This is a genomic window from Bacillus sp. FSL W7-1346, from assembly GCF_038593335.1.
GTDB classification, from domain to species: Bacteria; Bacillota; Bacilli; order Bacillales; family Bacillaceae; genus Bacillus; species Bacillus altitudinis.
Genome location: NZ_CP151988.1, coordinates 1925068 through 1939858, shown reverse-complemented (window position 1 = coordinate 1939858; position 14791 = coordinate 1925068). Strand labels below are relative to the sequence as shown.

Genomic DNA, 14791 nt, shown 5'->3' with positions numbered 1-14791 from the left:
GTGGTAGAATATGATTGGAAGCGTTTTATTACATAAATTTGGTCATTGTGTTCTGGAAGTTATATCGAGATAGTGTTCAATCACTTGATGATCAAAGTTGGGGGTAGTGTTCAAAATGTTTCAAAATGATGTGAAACAACCGTTGAGTTGGGAAGAATTTCATGGTCCGAACCTCGGCTACGTGCTCGAGCTCTACGATCAATATGTCCAGGATCCTACTAGTGTTGATGAAGACATAAGAGGCATATTTGATGAACTTGGTGCACCACCGAGTGAAATGAAGGAGGAAATTGGGAAAAAAGAAAATAGCGTAGTTACTTCTGAACAAATCCAAAAGATAGCATCAGTCGTTAAACTGGCAGAAGACATCAGAACGTATGGCCATTTAAATGCTTCCGTCAATCCTCTTCGCAAAGAAAAGGAATTACAAGAGCTGTTTCCATTAAAGGAATACGGTTTAACTGAAGAAGACGTTAAGAATATTCCAATATCAATTATTAGTCCAGATGCACCTAAACACATTTCAAACGGCATAGAAGCCATTAACCATTTGAGAAATACGTATAAGCGTACCATTTCATTTGAGTTTGATCATGTACATGACTTCGAAGAGCGCAACTGGCTCTCTAAATCTATTGAGTCTGGTGAATTATTTAAGAAAAAACCAGCAGATAAACTAGTTTCTGTACTCAAAAGATTAACAGAAGTCGAGCAATTTGAGCAGTTCCTTCATAAAACATTTGTTGGACAAAAGCGTTTTTCTATAGAAGGATTAGACGCACTTGTTCCAGTACTTGATGAAATTATATCCGAGTCTGTTACACAAGGGACTTCAAATATTAACATTGGAATGGCACATAGAGGCCGTTTAAATGTATTAGCACATGTGTTAGGAAAGCCATATGAGATCATTTTCTCAGAATTCCAGCATGCGCCTAATAAAGAGCTTGTACCATCAGAAGGCTCTATCGGCATCAGCTACGGATGGACAGGGGATGTAAAATATCATCTCGGTGCTGACCGCCAAATCAAAGATGAAGATACAAAGAGTGCAAGAGTCACACTTGCCAATAACCCAAGTCACTTGGAATTTATTGATCCGATTATTGAAGGAAGCACTCGTGCTGCTCAAGAATCGCGTACTCAAAAAGGCTATCCAGTTCAAGACGTTGAAAAAGCGTTAGCCATCTTAATTCATGGGGATGCTGCATTTCCTGGAGAGGGAATTGTCGCAGAAACATTAAATTTAAGTCAATTAGTCGGCTATCAAGTGGGGGGAACGATCCATATCATTGCCAACAATATGATTGGATTTACCACAGAAAGCAATGAATCTCGTTCAACGAAATACGCTAGTGACCTTGCAAAAGGTTTCGAGATTCCAATTGTTCACGTCAATGCAGACGATCCAGAAGCTTGTTTAGCAGCTGTTCAGCTGGCGGTAGAATACCGTAAACGGTTTAAAAAGGATTTCTTAATTGACTTGATTGGCTACCGCAGATATGGCCATAACGAAATGGATGAGCCTTCTACTACTCAGCCAATGCTGTACGATGCGGTCAGAAAGCACAAAACGGTCAAGAATATCTTCGCAGATAAGCTTGTCACTGAGGGCCTTCTGTCAAAAGAACAAAGAGAAGAAATTGAGCAGGCTGTCACGGCAAAAATTGAAGAAGCTTATAAAAAAGTACCTTCAAAGAAAGAACATACGATTCAAGAAATCGAACTGCCAGAGCCTGTATCTAACGGCTTCCCTGCAGTTGATACATCTGTAGAGTTTGATGTATTAAGAAAGCTGAATGAAGAATTAATTAGCTGGCCGAAAGACTTCCAAGTATTCGGTAAGCTAAAGCGGATCCTTGAAAAACGTGCAAAAGTGTTTACAGATGATCGCAAAGTGGAATGGTCACTTGGTGAAGCACTGGCATTTGCATCTATATTAAAAGACGGTACGCCGATTCGAATGACCGGACAGGATTCTGAGCGAGGCACATTTGCTCAAAGAAACCTTGTTCTTCACGACAGTCAAACGGGTGATGAATTCATTGCTCTTCATGAACTGAGTGATGCAAATGCATCATTTACAGTCCATAATAGTCCACTGTCAGAAGGCTCTGTCATCGGGTTTGAATATGGTTATAATGTCTATTCTCCTGAAACATTAGTGATTTGGGAAGCTCAATTTGGAGACTTCGCAAATGCGGCTCAAGTGTATTTTGATCAATTTATTTCAGCAGGCCGCGCCAAGTGGGGACAAAAGTCAGGGCTTGTGATGCTCTTGCCACATGGATATGAAGGACAAGGTCCAGAACATTCTAGTGGAAGAACAGAACGCTTCTTGCAATCAGCTGCTGAGAATAACTGGACAGTTGCGAACCTGACAAGTGCAGCTCAATACTTCCATATTCTTAGAAGACAGGCGAAAATGCTGCTTCGTGAAGAGATTCGTCCTCTTGTCATCATGACACCGAAGAGTCTGCTTCGAAACCCGAACACATTATCCGAAGTCCAAGAACTAACAGATGGACAGTTCCGTCCAGTTCTTGAACAGCCGGGCCTTGTGCATGATCATGAAAAAGTAACACGCCTTGTGCTATCGAGCGGGAAGGTATCGATCGATATTAGTGATCGTTTTACTCAAATGGAAGACTCAAAAGATTGGCTTCATATTGCGAGAGTGGAACAATTATATCCATTCCCAGCCAAAGATATTAAAGCCATTTTATCAAAACTGACGAACTTAGAAGAAATCGTATGGGTGCAAGAAGAACCGCAAAATATGGGCGCTTGGGGATATATTGAGCCATATTTACGTGAAATTGCATCTGAAAAAGTAAAAGTACGTTACATCGGCCGCAGAAGACGTTCAAGTACGGCTGAGGGTGATCCAACTGTTCATAAAAAAGAACAAGAACGAATTGTATCTGATAGCTTGACTCGCAAAAACTAAGGGGGAAATGAAAAATGGCGGAAATTAAAGTACCTGAACTAGCGGAATCAATCTCGGAAGGAACAATTGCTCAGTGGCTAAAACAGCCGGGCGATTATGTTGAGCAGGGGGAATACCTGTTAGAACTTGAAACAGATAAAGTCAATGTCGAATTGACAGCTGAAGAATCTGGTGTTCTAAAAGAAGTACTGAAAGATTCTGGTGACACTGTCCAAGTTGGAGAAGTCATCGGAACGATTGCAGCAGGTGAAGCTGGCGGAAGCGAGTCCGCAGCTCCAGCACCTGAGCAAGATTCTGCACCAGCTTCGAAAGAAGAACCAGCAGCTGAACAAAAAGAAGAGGCAGCAAAAGAAGAGCCGAAATCTGGTAATGGCAGAACGATCGCTTCTCCAGCAGCTAGAAAACTAGCAAGAGAGAAGGGGTTAGACTTATCTGAGATTCCAACCGCAGATCCGCTGGGCAGGGTACGAAAGCAGGATGTAGCTTCTTACCAAAAGAATGAAGCTCCTGCAAGTGCACCGAAAGCCGCGCCAAAAGCAAATGCTGCGGTGCAAAATGATCAAGCAGGGAAACCAGTTGAGCGTGAAAAAATGTCACGCCGCAGACAAACCATTGCAAAACGTTTAGTTGAAGTTCAACAAACGGCAGCGATGCTGACAACATTTAATGAAGTCGATATGACAGCTGTCATGGATCTAAGAAAGCGTCGCAAAGATGCCTTCCTTGAACAAAACGATGTGAAACTGGGCTTCATGTCCTTCTTCACAAAAGCAGTGGTAGCAGCACTTAAAAAATATCCACTTCTCAACGCAGAAATTCAAGGTGATGAGCTTGTCATTAAAAAATTCTATGACATCGGTATTGCTGTAGCCGCCAATGAAGGGCTTGTGGTACCAGTTGTCCGTGATGCAGATAGACTATCATTTGCAGGAATTGAAAAAGAAATCGGTCATCTTGCGAAAAAAGCAAGAGATAACAAATTATCGCTCAATGAATTACAAGGTGGATCATTCACGATCACAAACGGAGGAACATTTGGTTCTCTGCTTTCAACACCAATTTTAAACAGTCCTCAAGTTGGAATTTTAGGTATGCATAAAATTCAGCTTCGTCCTGTTGCAATTGATGAAGAACGCTTTGAAAACCGTCCAATGATGTATTTAGCTCTTTCATACGACCACCGTATTGTCGATGGTAAAGAAGCTGTTGGGTTCCTTGTCACGATTAAAAATCTACTTGAAGATCCTGAACAGCTATTGCTTGAAGGATAATCGAAAGAAAAAGCTAGTACCGATGAGGGTACTAGCTTTTTTGGTCTTTATTTTCTGGGTAGCCTCTTTTTGACCAAAATGTTGCCAGCCAAGAGCCAGATAAATTATGCCATACGCTAAAAATGGCACTGGGGACGGCGGCAAGCGGAGAAAAATGTGCGGTCGCAAGGGCTGCGCCAAGTCCAGAGTTTTGCATCCCTACTTCTATTGAAATTGCTCGTTGAGAAGGAATGTCCATTTTACACCATTTTGCAATGAGGTAACCCAATAATAGACCAAGAGCATTATGTAAAACAACAACGGCAAAAATAAGCAGTCCAGACTGCAGAATCTGTTCTTTGTTTGCGCTGACAACAGCTGCAATGATGGCGACAATGCCAGCAACAGATACAAGTGGGAGTGCTTGTACAGCATACGTCACTTGTTTTTTAAAAAACAATTTGACGATGACACCTAAAATAATCGGAATTAAGACAACTTGGACAATCGACAAAAACAAAGCACCCGGTGATACAGATAACCAAGATTTTGCAAAGATATAAATGAAAACAGGGGTCAAAATGGGAGCAAGTAGGGTCGAGATCGTTGTCACGGCAACAGATAAGGCCGTATTTCCTTTCGCCAAAAAGGTCATTACATTGGATGCAGTCCCGCCTGGACAGCAGCCGACGAGAATGACACCAACAGCGATTTCAGAAGGCAAATGTAACCCATAGGCCAATAAAAATGCTATGAGTGGCATAAGTGTATACTGCGCTAAAACCCCGATCAATACATAAAGAGGCTTTCTAAAAAGCTCTTTAAAATCTTCAGAAGACAGCGTCAGCCCCATGCCAAACATAATAATGCCCAGTAAAAAAGGGATATAAGGTCCAATCAAAGAAAATGCCGCAGGAAAAGTAAAACCTAGACAAGCAAAGACAATGACCCATATAGCGAATGTTCTTCCTGCAAAGTGACTAATGTGTAAAAGGGTGTTCATACTATCTTTCAACTCTCTTTCTTTTCATATCTTTTCTATTTTAAATGAATTTTCTGAAAAAACAACCTATGATTTTGTAATGGGTGTTCATAATATTATTATGTTAACTAATAAAACCCACATAGTAAATGAACTATGTGGAGTATGCGATCAAAAAGGTGTCCATTTCACTTGTTGAGCCTGTTTTAGTCTTGCTTCTGGCTCACGCCAGTCAACGACATTCCACCACCGGTCTACATATTGCGCCTTTTCATTTCGATATTGGAGGTAATAGGCATGCTCCCACACATCAAGAGCAAGAAGGGGGATGATGTCCCATTGTGAGAGGAACTGATGGCGTTCTGCTTGTAAAATGTCTAAACGCTGAGATCGAGGGGACCATACAAGAATCGCCCATCCGACACCTTCTACTTGTTTGGCAGCAGCTGAAAAATGTGACTTGAACGCCTCATAGCTGCCAAATGATTGATCAATGAGACGAAGCATTTGACCAGTAGGTTTTCTTTTCCCTGAAGGACTCATGGAAAACCAAAAGATACAATGTAAATAATGTCCTGCCCCATGAAAGGCAAGCTCACGTTCCCAATGCTTGATCATGGTAAAGTCGTTGGTTCTTCTTGCTTTTTTTAGCGCAAGTTCAGCTTGATTTAGACCATCAACATAAGTTTGATGATGCTTTTGATGGTGCAAGTACATAATTTCTTTTGAAATATAAGGTTCGAGAGCGTCATACCGATAAGGCAGTGGTGGTAACTGATGATTTCCAGCTGCTACATCGCGCACTTCTTCGTGTGGATGCTGCATGTCTTCTGCAATCCTTTCGGCTAGTTCGTACCATTCTTGTTCACTGGAATCATCATCCTCCATTTTGAGTCGTAAATGTTCCACTTTTCGATGGATATTATCATCTTGCCACACATGTTGAATCGTGCTAAGCCACTCTTTGAGCTGTGAGCGATATTCTTCTTTATTCATCTATACGCCTCATTTCCTCTAAAAATGTAGAACAAGCCATCATCGGAAACACAAATGGGTAGCTATGATAGGTGATGTAAAATTGTTTTGGCAGTCCAATGCCGACCGGATAGTACATGGCTTCTTCAGTATGGTGATGGTTCACTAAAAAGGAGACAGCTTTCAAAATGGCTGCGTTATTTGCTTTCTCATATTGGAGGAGCGCCTCTGTCGCCCATGCGGTTTGAACCACTGTGCCAAAGGGAAGCGGGACATAGGTTTTCAGTTCTGCACTTTTACACGATTCTCCGAAACTGCCATCTTCAAGCTGAATCTGCTTTAGGAAACGGCACGCTTTTTGCACAGCAGGGTGTGAGGAGGGAATGCCAGCCGCTTTCAGTCCTGTTAACGCTGCCCAAGTTCCATAAATATAACAAACACCCCATCTGCCAAACCATGATCCGTTTTTCTCCTGGTGGTCAATGAGCCATTTTACACATCGATCTTTTTGCCTGAGAATCGTGGGTGAAGCAGTATCTTTTTCTTCTAAACCAATCAAATGGAGCACACGACCAGTAATATCAGGAGTTGACGGATCAATCGCCGCATCCTCCGCAGATTCAAGCGGAAGGTGACGAAGCAGAAAGTGATCTTGATTTTTTTCAAAAGCAGAAAAGCCGCCATCACGGTTTTGCATGGAGAGAAGCCAGTCATATCCTCGTTTCCACTGAAGTGGAGCGTATTCCTTTGGGAGCGCTTTTAACACAATTTGCGTGTCATCACAATCAGGATTATTCGTATTGATATGTGAGAAACCAAAGCCCCCGGGAGCAGCATGACGGTTATGAACTGCCCAATCCGCTTTCTTCATTTGCTGCCGGTCTATCAAATAGGTGAAGGAATTCATGATCATGGGATCTTCTCGTTTTCTTCCTGCTCTTTGAGAAGCGTAACTGACAAGCGCTGTATCCCACACAGTCGAGGTGGAATTCTCAGCATATATCTTGCCTTGACAGGAGGTGACGAGCTTTTTCATACCTCTGACTGCTTTTTGGATGAGATGATGTCCAGGGGAGTACCCAAGGCTCATGAGGGCATAGACCATAAAGATGGTTGCACTTAAGTAACTGTACAGCGTCCCATCTTTTTCAAAACGGTCAAACATGTATCGCTTTGCCGCTTCATATCCGAAAAAGTCGAGCCGGCTGTCGAGGGCTGTATATGACCGCATATACATGAGGAAGTCATCAGTCGAACGTTCTTCTCTTGCCATAAACCAGTCAAATGGATTTTTAGACATGGTTTCATCAAGATGGGCTAATGATGGAAACGCAGCATGAGAGGTATACCGTTTGTTCAGTGCGATCATCATGGGTACAAAATGAATCCTTGCATAGGCACTAAGGTGGTAGAAGTGTAGCGGAAAAGACGTAGGGATGAGTAAAAAGGAAAGAGGTGCATAGAAGTAGGGCCAAGGGTGCATGCCATTTACGGCAAGCATCCACTTTGTCATAAAATGAACGTTCTTTAGGCCACCTTTTGAGCGAATATATTGTGCTGCTTTTTCCATATGGGGCTCGTCTTTTTGAAATCTGCCAGATGCGAGCATGCCGCAATAACCTTGTACTGTAGCTGTGAGATGTCCCGACTGGTCATGATACAAAGAAAAGGAACCATCTTCATTTTGTTTGGCATGTATTGCTTCGGCCAATTGATGGATCATTTGCTGATCGGGGTCACCAACGGCTTTTAACAGCATAATGAAAAAAGCATTTGTCATCATAGGTCCTTCAAAGCAGAAAATAAATGCGCCATCTTCTCTTTGTCTGCGTTCTACCTGCATGTGCAGTTCATCGATATATTCGTTGACTCTCGTTTTAAAATCTTGCATTCGGCCATGCTCCTTTCCTTTATCACTATATTCAGGAGTCGGCCTGTCACATGACAGCTCAAAAAAAGCCGATGACATCGTCACCGGCTCAGCGTGTAGACAAACCCTCGCATTCTTTGTCAGTCCTGCGTTCCGGTGCTCACGAATGTCAAATTCGCTCCGCTCCAGTACTCGTCCTTCCTAGACTGCAAAGGTTTTCTATCACGCTGAAAAAAAGACAAAGGGCTAAAATCAAGTTCATTTTAGCCCTTTGTCAACAATCTGAGCCGATGACATCGTCATCGGTTTTCTTAAATGATTAGTCTTGCAGATTAATCCACACGCTTTTGACTTCTGTATAGTTGTTAAGGGCATATGATCCCATTTCTCTGCCAAGGCCTGACTGTTTATATCCGCCAAACGGGGAGGCGGCATCAAAGACATTATAGCAGTTGACCCAAATGGTTCCTGCTTCTAGGCGTGCAGCGATATCGTGGGCATGCTTTAAGTTTTCTGTCCAAAGTCCTGCCGCTAACCCATAGTCAGATTGATTGGCCCGTTCGACCACTTCATCAATGGAATCGTAAGGAATCGCAGATAGAACTGGACCGAAGATCTCTTCTTTTGCGATTGTCATTTCATCTTCTACATCTCTAAAGACAGTAGGGGAGACGAAATAGCCTGCTTCATAAGGGCAGTCACCACCGACTACAGCTGTTGCACCTTCTGACTTCCCTTTTTCGATATAACCTAACACACGTTCATGCTGCTCTTTACTCACTAGAGGCCCAATCTGGGTATCATGATGAAGACCAGCTCCTTGTTTTAAGGATGTCGCATATTTAGCCATTTGATCGACGACTTCATCATATTGGCTCCGGTGCACAAAGACCCTTGATCCTGCACAGCACACTTGACCTTGGTTAAACATCACGCCGTTTAATGCACCTGGAATGGCTTTCTTTAAATCGGCATCTGGTAAAATAATATTCGGCGATTTTCCGCCAAGCTCTAAAGTAACACGCTTGATGGATTTGGCTGCTTTCTCCATGATCAATTTCCCAACACTTGTTGATCCAGTGAAAGCCAGCTTATTGACATCAGGGTGATCGGTTAATGCTTCACCGGCTGTTTCACCGAATCCAGGAACGATGTTAATCACGCCTTCTGGGAATCCGACTTTATCCACTAATTCAGCTAAATATAAAGCAGATAGCGGTGTTTGTTCGGCTGGTTTTAAAACAATGGTGCAGCCTGTTGCTAGTGCAGCACCCATTTTCCACATGGCCATGAGGAGCGGGAAGTTCCAAGGAATGATTTGTCCCACAACGCCAACAGGCTCATGGCGGGTATAATTAAAATATCCCTGGCTGACAGGAAGGGTTTGTCCAGTCATTTTTGTGGTCCACCCTGCATAATAGCGCATGTGCTCAATGGCAAGAGGGATATCCGCATTGGTTGTTTCATTAATTGGTTTTCCATTATCAAGTGTTTCCAGCTGAGCTAGTTCTTCTTGGTTTTCTTCCATTAAATCTGCAAGCTTAAACATCAAGCGGGCACGTTCGGCTGCAGACATAGAACGCCAAGGTCCATGGAACGCCTTTTTAGCAGCTTTTACTGCCTCATCAATGTCGGCTGCACCTGCTTCATATACATCAATAAGGGTTTCTCCTGTGGCAGGGTTAGGCGTAGAGAATGTTTTGTTATCATGACTTGTGACAAACTGACCGTTAATGTAGAGTTTTTTCGTCCCTTGGAGAAAAGATTCGAGTTTTGAACTGATTTGAAGTGTTGTAGAGCTCATAAATAAACAAACCTCCTTAAAGATATGGGTTTTGTTATGCGAGTTCTAGGTGGAAAAAGTGGACATGAAGCATTTTGTATACGCACACATATGTAAACGTATACATTTATCATATTACACGACATGTTTGAAAGCAATCGATAACACTCATTGCATTTCATGAAAAATTGGCTACAATAAATGTATAGATGAAAAAAGGAGTTTTTAAATCATGATCCATCAAAATTGGCAAACGGCTGAAACGGTAAAACAAGTAAAATGTGTACATACAAATGCGAAAAAATATATGGTTGACCGGGCATTAACGGTTGGACACACATATGATGTGAAAAATGAAACAGAGGAATTCCTCTTTGTCGTTGATAATACGGGTAAAGTAGGCGGGTACTACAAAGAGTATTTCGAAGACAATTCTGCTGAATGATTTTGATGGTCATCACTCATACTAAGAAAAATAGTAAAGGGTGATGAAGATGAAAAAGCAACAGCAAGAAGAGCAGAAACATCAAAATGCTTGGCATGACAATGAAGATGCTGATATGGCGATTACACTTGAGCAAATTTCTGATGTGTATGCCGAAGGAACGATTGATACCCCGAAAGATGAATAGTCATTTAAAACAGTGATTTTACATAATCACTGTTTTTTTATGGTCTCATAACGAATGATTTCTTGAAAAAAACTGAAACTTTTTTCCTGCTTTAACAGTCTAAATAAGTAGAGGAAAGAGCATCGGATCAAAAAGAAAAAGTTAAATGAAATTTAATCTATTCGTAATGGAATAACGACGATTTATAGCGTATTCTATAAGTGAGAATAAAACGTACCCACAGAGCCGTGTGGCCGTTTTGTCATAAAGGAATTTGATGCAGGAAGAGGGGGTTTACGTGGGTATTTTTTCTGTCAGTAAACAAAATGATCATAAAAAATTCGAATCCTTATTAATTGAAGGAGAAAGAATTGAGGCTGTTTACAGACTGCGTCACGACCAAATTTGTTTCACTAATAAACGACTGATCTTTGGCGATAACCGCGTATTTTCTAAAAAGAAAGTCAGGGTCTCCTTGCCGTATCGATCAATAGAAAGTTTTGCCATTCAAGAAGCTGGCGTGTTTGATCAGGACACTGGTATGCTGCTTGTTACAAGCTCAAAAGTATTTGAACTCGATTTTTCTAAAGATACAGATTTGAGTGACGTGCAGGCCATTTTAACAAAACATCTTTGCTGATCAACGATGCGATTACATAGATCACATGCACTTTTCTCATTCTTTGTTCTTATTTTTATCTATCGCACATCTCTTGAGCTTTTCCCACTACAGTGGGGAAGGCTTTTTTCTATTCATGTGTTTGAATCACAACAAAAAAGGATAAAGATGAAACAGATACAGAAAGGAGAATGAACAATGAAAGTATTAGTTGCTGGAGCAAACGGACATACAGGGAGACTTGTCATTCGATATTTAAAAGAAAAAGGACATGAGCCGCTTGCTCTCATTCGAGATGAAAAACAAGCAGATGCGCTAAAAGAACTTGGTGCAGCGCCTGTCATCGGTGATCTTGAAGAGGATGTGACAGATGCTGTGAAGCAAGCAGAAGCTGTCATCTTTGCAGCTGGTTCAGGCTCAAAAACAGGTGCAGATAAAACCATCGCTGTTGATCAAGAGGGGGCAAAACGCCTCGTTGATACAGCCAAAAAAGAAAATATTCAGCATTTTGTGATGCTGAGTTCTTATAATGCCGACGATCCTCATCAAGGAAAAGGACAAGGCAGTATGGAAATTTATTATGAAGCGAAAAGAAAAGCCGATGAACATTTAAAACAGTCTGGTCTTTCTTACACCATTGTGCGGCCAGGAGCACTGCTGCATGAGGAAAAGACAGGGAAAATAGAAGCGGCGGCTCATATTCCAGACGATCGTGACATTGAGATTTCAAGAGAAGATGTAGCCACTGTCTTAGTGGAAAGCTTAACGGAATCCAATGTGAAAAATAAAGCCTTTGACTTAATCAAAGGTGATACACCAGTAGAAGAAGCACTTCGCAATCTTTAAATGAAGAAAGCTGCTGCCAAAGGCGGCGGCTTTTTTGATGTTTTCATTTCGCATGGAGCGGGAAGGTAAAGAGAAAGGAGTGATTGACCGTGAGCTTAACGAAAGAGCAAAAAGCTGATTTATATGAAAGACTTATTCAATTAAAAGAAGATGTGAAAGGATCAAAAAAGAAAGAAGAATCCATGCTGGCCGAATCGAATGAGATTTCAAATGGTGTTGGAAACCATATCGCAGATCACGGAAGCATCTATTTAGACCGCATGACCGAACAGACGCTGGATCAAGTCGATGATCAGCTCGAAGGTGAAATTGATGCGGCGCTTAAGCGGATGGAAGACGGAACATATGGAATTTGTGAAAAAACAGGAAAAGACATTCCATATGAACGTTTGAAAGCAGTACCCTATACTCGTTATTCAATTGATGCAAAGAAAAATGAAGAAACCAATCAAGATCCAAATGAATTTGACCGTTCGTTCTCTGAGCAAATGCGTGATTTAACAAATAGAGAAACAATGGATCAATTACATTCAGATACGTATGAAAGGCTAGAAGAAGAGCAAGATGTTGATGTAGATGAGGAAAAATAACATGATGAGAGGAATTTATGTTTTCTCAACATAATGTTTTCCTACGTCTACATGGACAAAAATCTTGTATACATGAGTATTTTTTTAGAAAAAACATATCTTGAAATTTAATAAACTTTCGTGTAGTATAGTTTAAAGGCTGCGATGCGCGTAATGTTAATTAAGTTTTAACCTTTAAGCTGTAATAGGGAGTTTTATATTGAAGCCGGAATGTCACGCCTCCTTCGAGAGGAAGACAGGAACGTTTCTGCAAACACCCACTTTGAGGAGTGGTGGTTTAAAACTTTCTTACTTAGATTACGGCATCCGCAGCTTTTCCTAGGATGATTCAAGCCATTTTCCATTTTTGGAAAATGGCTTTTTATTTTGTCCAAAAGACGATTTTGAACAGACCGAATGTGCATGTACAAATGTATGTTAAAATAGACAAAACAAACGACGGAGAGGGAATTGGATGTTACAACAAGCAGAAGCACTTCTTAAACAATATTATGGCTTTGATGCTTTTAGACAAGGACAAAAACAAGCCATTGAATCGATTGTGAATAAACGGAAGGATACGGTCTGCATTATGCCGACAGGCGGAGGGAAATCGGTTTGCTACCAGATTCCTGCTCTTATGATGGAAGGAACGACAATCGTTGTATCTCCGCTTATTTCTTTAATGAAAGATCAGGTTGATGCGTTAAATGAGATGGGAATACGATCGTCCTTTTTAAATAGTACACTTTCAGCAGGTGAAATGAATACAAGGCTGAAAAGATGTGAACAGGGGGAGTATGATTTGCTTTATATCACCCCTGAACGCTTACAAAATGAACGTTTTTTTCAGCTGCTTGATCGATTGACGATTCCTTTAATGGCTATTGATGAAGCGCACTGTATATCTGAGTGGGGACATGATTTTAGACCGAGTTATCGCTTTATACAAGAATGTGTAAACAAGCTTTCAAAAAGGCCTGTTATTGTAGCATTAACAGCCACTGCTACAAAGAAAGTCCAACAGGATATATGTGAGCAGCTTGGCATGGACGAAGAAGAAACAATCTTTACTGGTTTTGCTAGAGAAAATTTGTCTTTTCAAGTGGTGAAAGGGCAAAACAGCGACCAATTCATCACACAATATATGAAGAAAAACAGTCTTGAGTCAGGCATTATCTATACAGCCACACGAAAAGAAGCAGATCAAATTTATCATCGTCTAAAAAAGCAAAAGATCAAAGCGGGTGTTTATCACGGAGGATTAGATGATGAAGTCAGAGAAGAACAGCAAAATCTTTTTTTAAATGATGATATTCAAGTAATGGTAGCTACATCTGCATTTGGTATGGGGATTAATAAGTCTAATGTACGTTTTGTCATTCATCATCAAATTCCAAGAGATATTGAAAGTTACTACCAAGAAGCAGGACGTGCCGGGAGAGACGGGCTTGAAAGTGAATGCATTTTGCTGTTTTCACCGCAAGGCGTACGCGTGCAGCGCTTTCTCATTGAACAATCAACAGAAGATGAATTGCGGTATCAGCATGAATTGCTCAAGTTGAGACAAATGGTAGACTACTGTCATACGGAACAGTGCCTTCAGCAATTTGTGATGGATTACTTTGACCAATCATCAAGTGCCCCTTGTCAAAAATGCAGCAACTGTCTAGACGAGAGAGAGCGTGAAGACGTCACGAGAGAAGCACAAATGGTTTTGTCGTGTACCGTTAGAATGAACGAACGATTCGGAAAAATGATGATTGCTCAAGTATTAGCCGGCTCTAAAAATAAAAAAGTGCTTGATTTTGGTTTCGACCGGCTCCCTACTTATGCTTTAATGAAACAGCATTCAGCCCAACATATCAGTGATTTCATTGAATTTTTAATTACAGAAGAGTATTTACACATGTCTGAAGGAGCATTTCCAACACTAAAAGTGACACAAAAAGGAAAGAAAGTGCTAGTGGGGCAGGAGACCGTCTATAAAAAGCAGGCGATTAAGGCAGAGGCTATTCAAGAAAATGATGCATTATTTGAGCAGTTAAGAATGGTCAGAATGAAGTTGGCAAGAGAGCAGGGCGTTCCGCCATTTGTTGTCTTTTCTGATCAAACATTGAAGGAAATGTCAGCAGTAGAGCCTAAAACAGAAGAAGAACTTTTAAATATTAAAGGTGTCGGAGCACAAAAAAGAGAGAAATATGGAGATGTTTTTTTAGAAGAAATTCGTTTATTTATAGAAAAAGAGAAAAAATAAAGAGTTTGAAGAAGGAAAATAAATTTTTTTCGTTTCACTTGGACGCGTTTTCATCATGATGATTTCCATCCCTACAAAA

The 14791-nt window shown here is 41.1% G+C and carries 12 protein-coding genes and 1 other RNA gene; 9 read left to right on the top strand and 4 right to left on the bottom strand.

The annotated features are described in order from the left end of the window. The first annotated feature begins 115 nt into the window (after positions 1-115). Positions 116-2950: a 2-oxoglutarate dehydrogenase E1 component gene (sucA, locus tag NST09_RS09800; protein ID WP_035391743.1), complete on the top strand. Its 2835-nt coding sequence runs from the start codon at positions 116-118 to the stop codon at positions 2948-2950. 14 nt (positions 2951-2964) lie between these two features. Further along, positions 2965-4221, top strand: a complete 1257-nt coding sequence (gene odhB, locus NST09_RS09795; protein WP_007500721.1) for a 2-oxoglutarate dehydrogenase complex dihydrolipoyllysine-residue succinyltransferase — start codon at positions 2965-2967, stop codon at positions 4219-4221. 31 nt (positions 4222-4252) lie between these two features. Here the strand turns inward: odhB and NST09_RS09790 are convergent, their stop codons facing one another. From NST09_RS09790 to NST09_RS09775, 4 genes are all read right to left on the bottom strand, one after another. Next, a complete protein-coding gene (locus NST09_RS09790; RefSeq protein WP_342492978.1) occupies positions 4253-5203 on the bottom strand; it encodes a bile acid:sodium symporter family protein in 951 nt (316 codons plus the stop codon). Between the two features lie 150 nt (positions 5204-5353). Continuing rightward, a complete protein-coding gene (locus tag NST09_RS09785) occupies positions 5354-6178 on the bottom strand; it encodes a superoxide dismutase (protein WP_007500719.1) in 825 nt (274 codons plus the stop codon). Continuing rightward, complete coding sequence (locus NST09_RS09780; protein ID WP_342492977.1) at positions 6171-8048, bottom strand: prenyltransferase/squalene oxidase repeat-containing protein; 1878 nt, start codon at positions 8046-8048, stop codon at positions 6171-6173. Before NST09_RS09780 ends, NST09_RS09785 begins: the two co-directional genes overlap by 8 nt. A gap of 298 nt (positions 8049-8346) precedes the next feature. After that, the gene (locus tag NST09_RS09775; RefSeq protein ID WP_342492976.1) at positions 8347-9831 is read right to left on the bottom strand and encodes an aldehyde dehydrogenase family protein; all 1485 of its coding nucleotides are present in this window, start codon (positions 9829-9831) and stop codon (positions 8347-8349) included. Between the two features lie 211 nt (positions 9832-10042). Here NST09_RS09775 and NST09_RS09770 point away from each other — a divergent pair, with 211 nt between their 5' ends. The 7 genes from NST09_RS09770 (at position 10043) to recQ (ending at position 14712) form a co-directional block, all read left to right on the top strand. Beyond that, positions 10043-10255, top strand: a complete 213-nt coding sequence (locus NST09_RS09770) for a DUF6501 family protein (RefSeq protein ID WP_017367443.1) — start codon at positions 10043-10045, stop codon at positions 10253-10255. Positions 10256-10304: 49 nt separating this feature from the next. After that, complete coding sequence (locus tag NST09_RS09765; RefSeq protein WP_017359491.1) at positions 10305-10442, top strand: YozQ family protein; 138 nt, start codon at positions 10305-10307, stop codon at positions 10440-10442. A 277-nt stretch (positions 10443-10719) separates the two neighbouring features. After that, positions 10720-11061, top strand: coding sequence for a PH domain-containing protein (locus NST09_RS09760; protein ID WP_008346505.1), 342 nt, complete (start codon positions 10720-10722; stop codon positions 11059-11061). Between the two features lie 177 nt (positions 11062-11238). After that, the gene (locus NST09_RS09755; protein ID WP_007500715.1) at positions 11239-11886 is read left to right on the top strand and encodes an SDR family oxidoreductase; all 648 of its coding nucleotides are present in this window, start codon (positions 11239-11241) and stop codon (positions 11884-11886) included. 89 nt (positions 11887-11975) lie between these two features. Further along, positions 11976-12476, top strand: coding sequence for a TraR/DksA C4-type zinc finger protein (locus NST09_RS09750; protein WP_017367441.1), 501 nt, complete (start codon positions 11976-11978; stop codon positions 12474-12476). A gap of 133 nt (positions 12477-12609) precedes the next feature. Then, positions 12610-12795, top strand: a non-coding RNA gene (ssrS, locus tag NST09_RS09745) — 6S RNA. Between the two features lie 135 nt (positions 12796-12930). Next, positions 12931-14712: a DNA helicase RecQ gene (recQ, locus tag NST09_RS09740; RefSeq protein ID WP_341003283.1), complete on the top strand. Its 1782-nt coding sequence runs from the start codon at positions 12931-12933 to the stop codon at positions 14710-14712. The last annotated feature ends 79 nt before the right edge of the window (positions 14713-14791 follow it).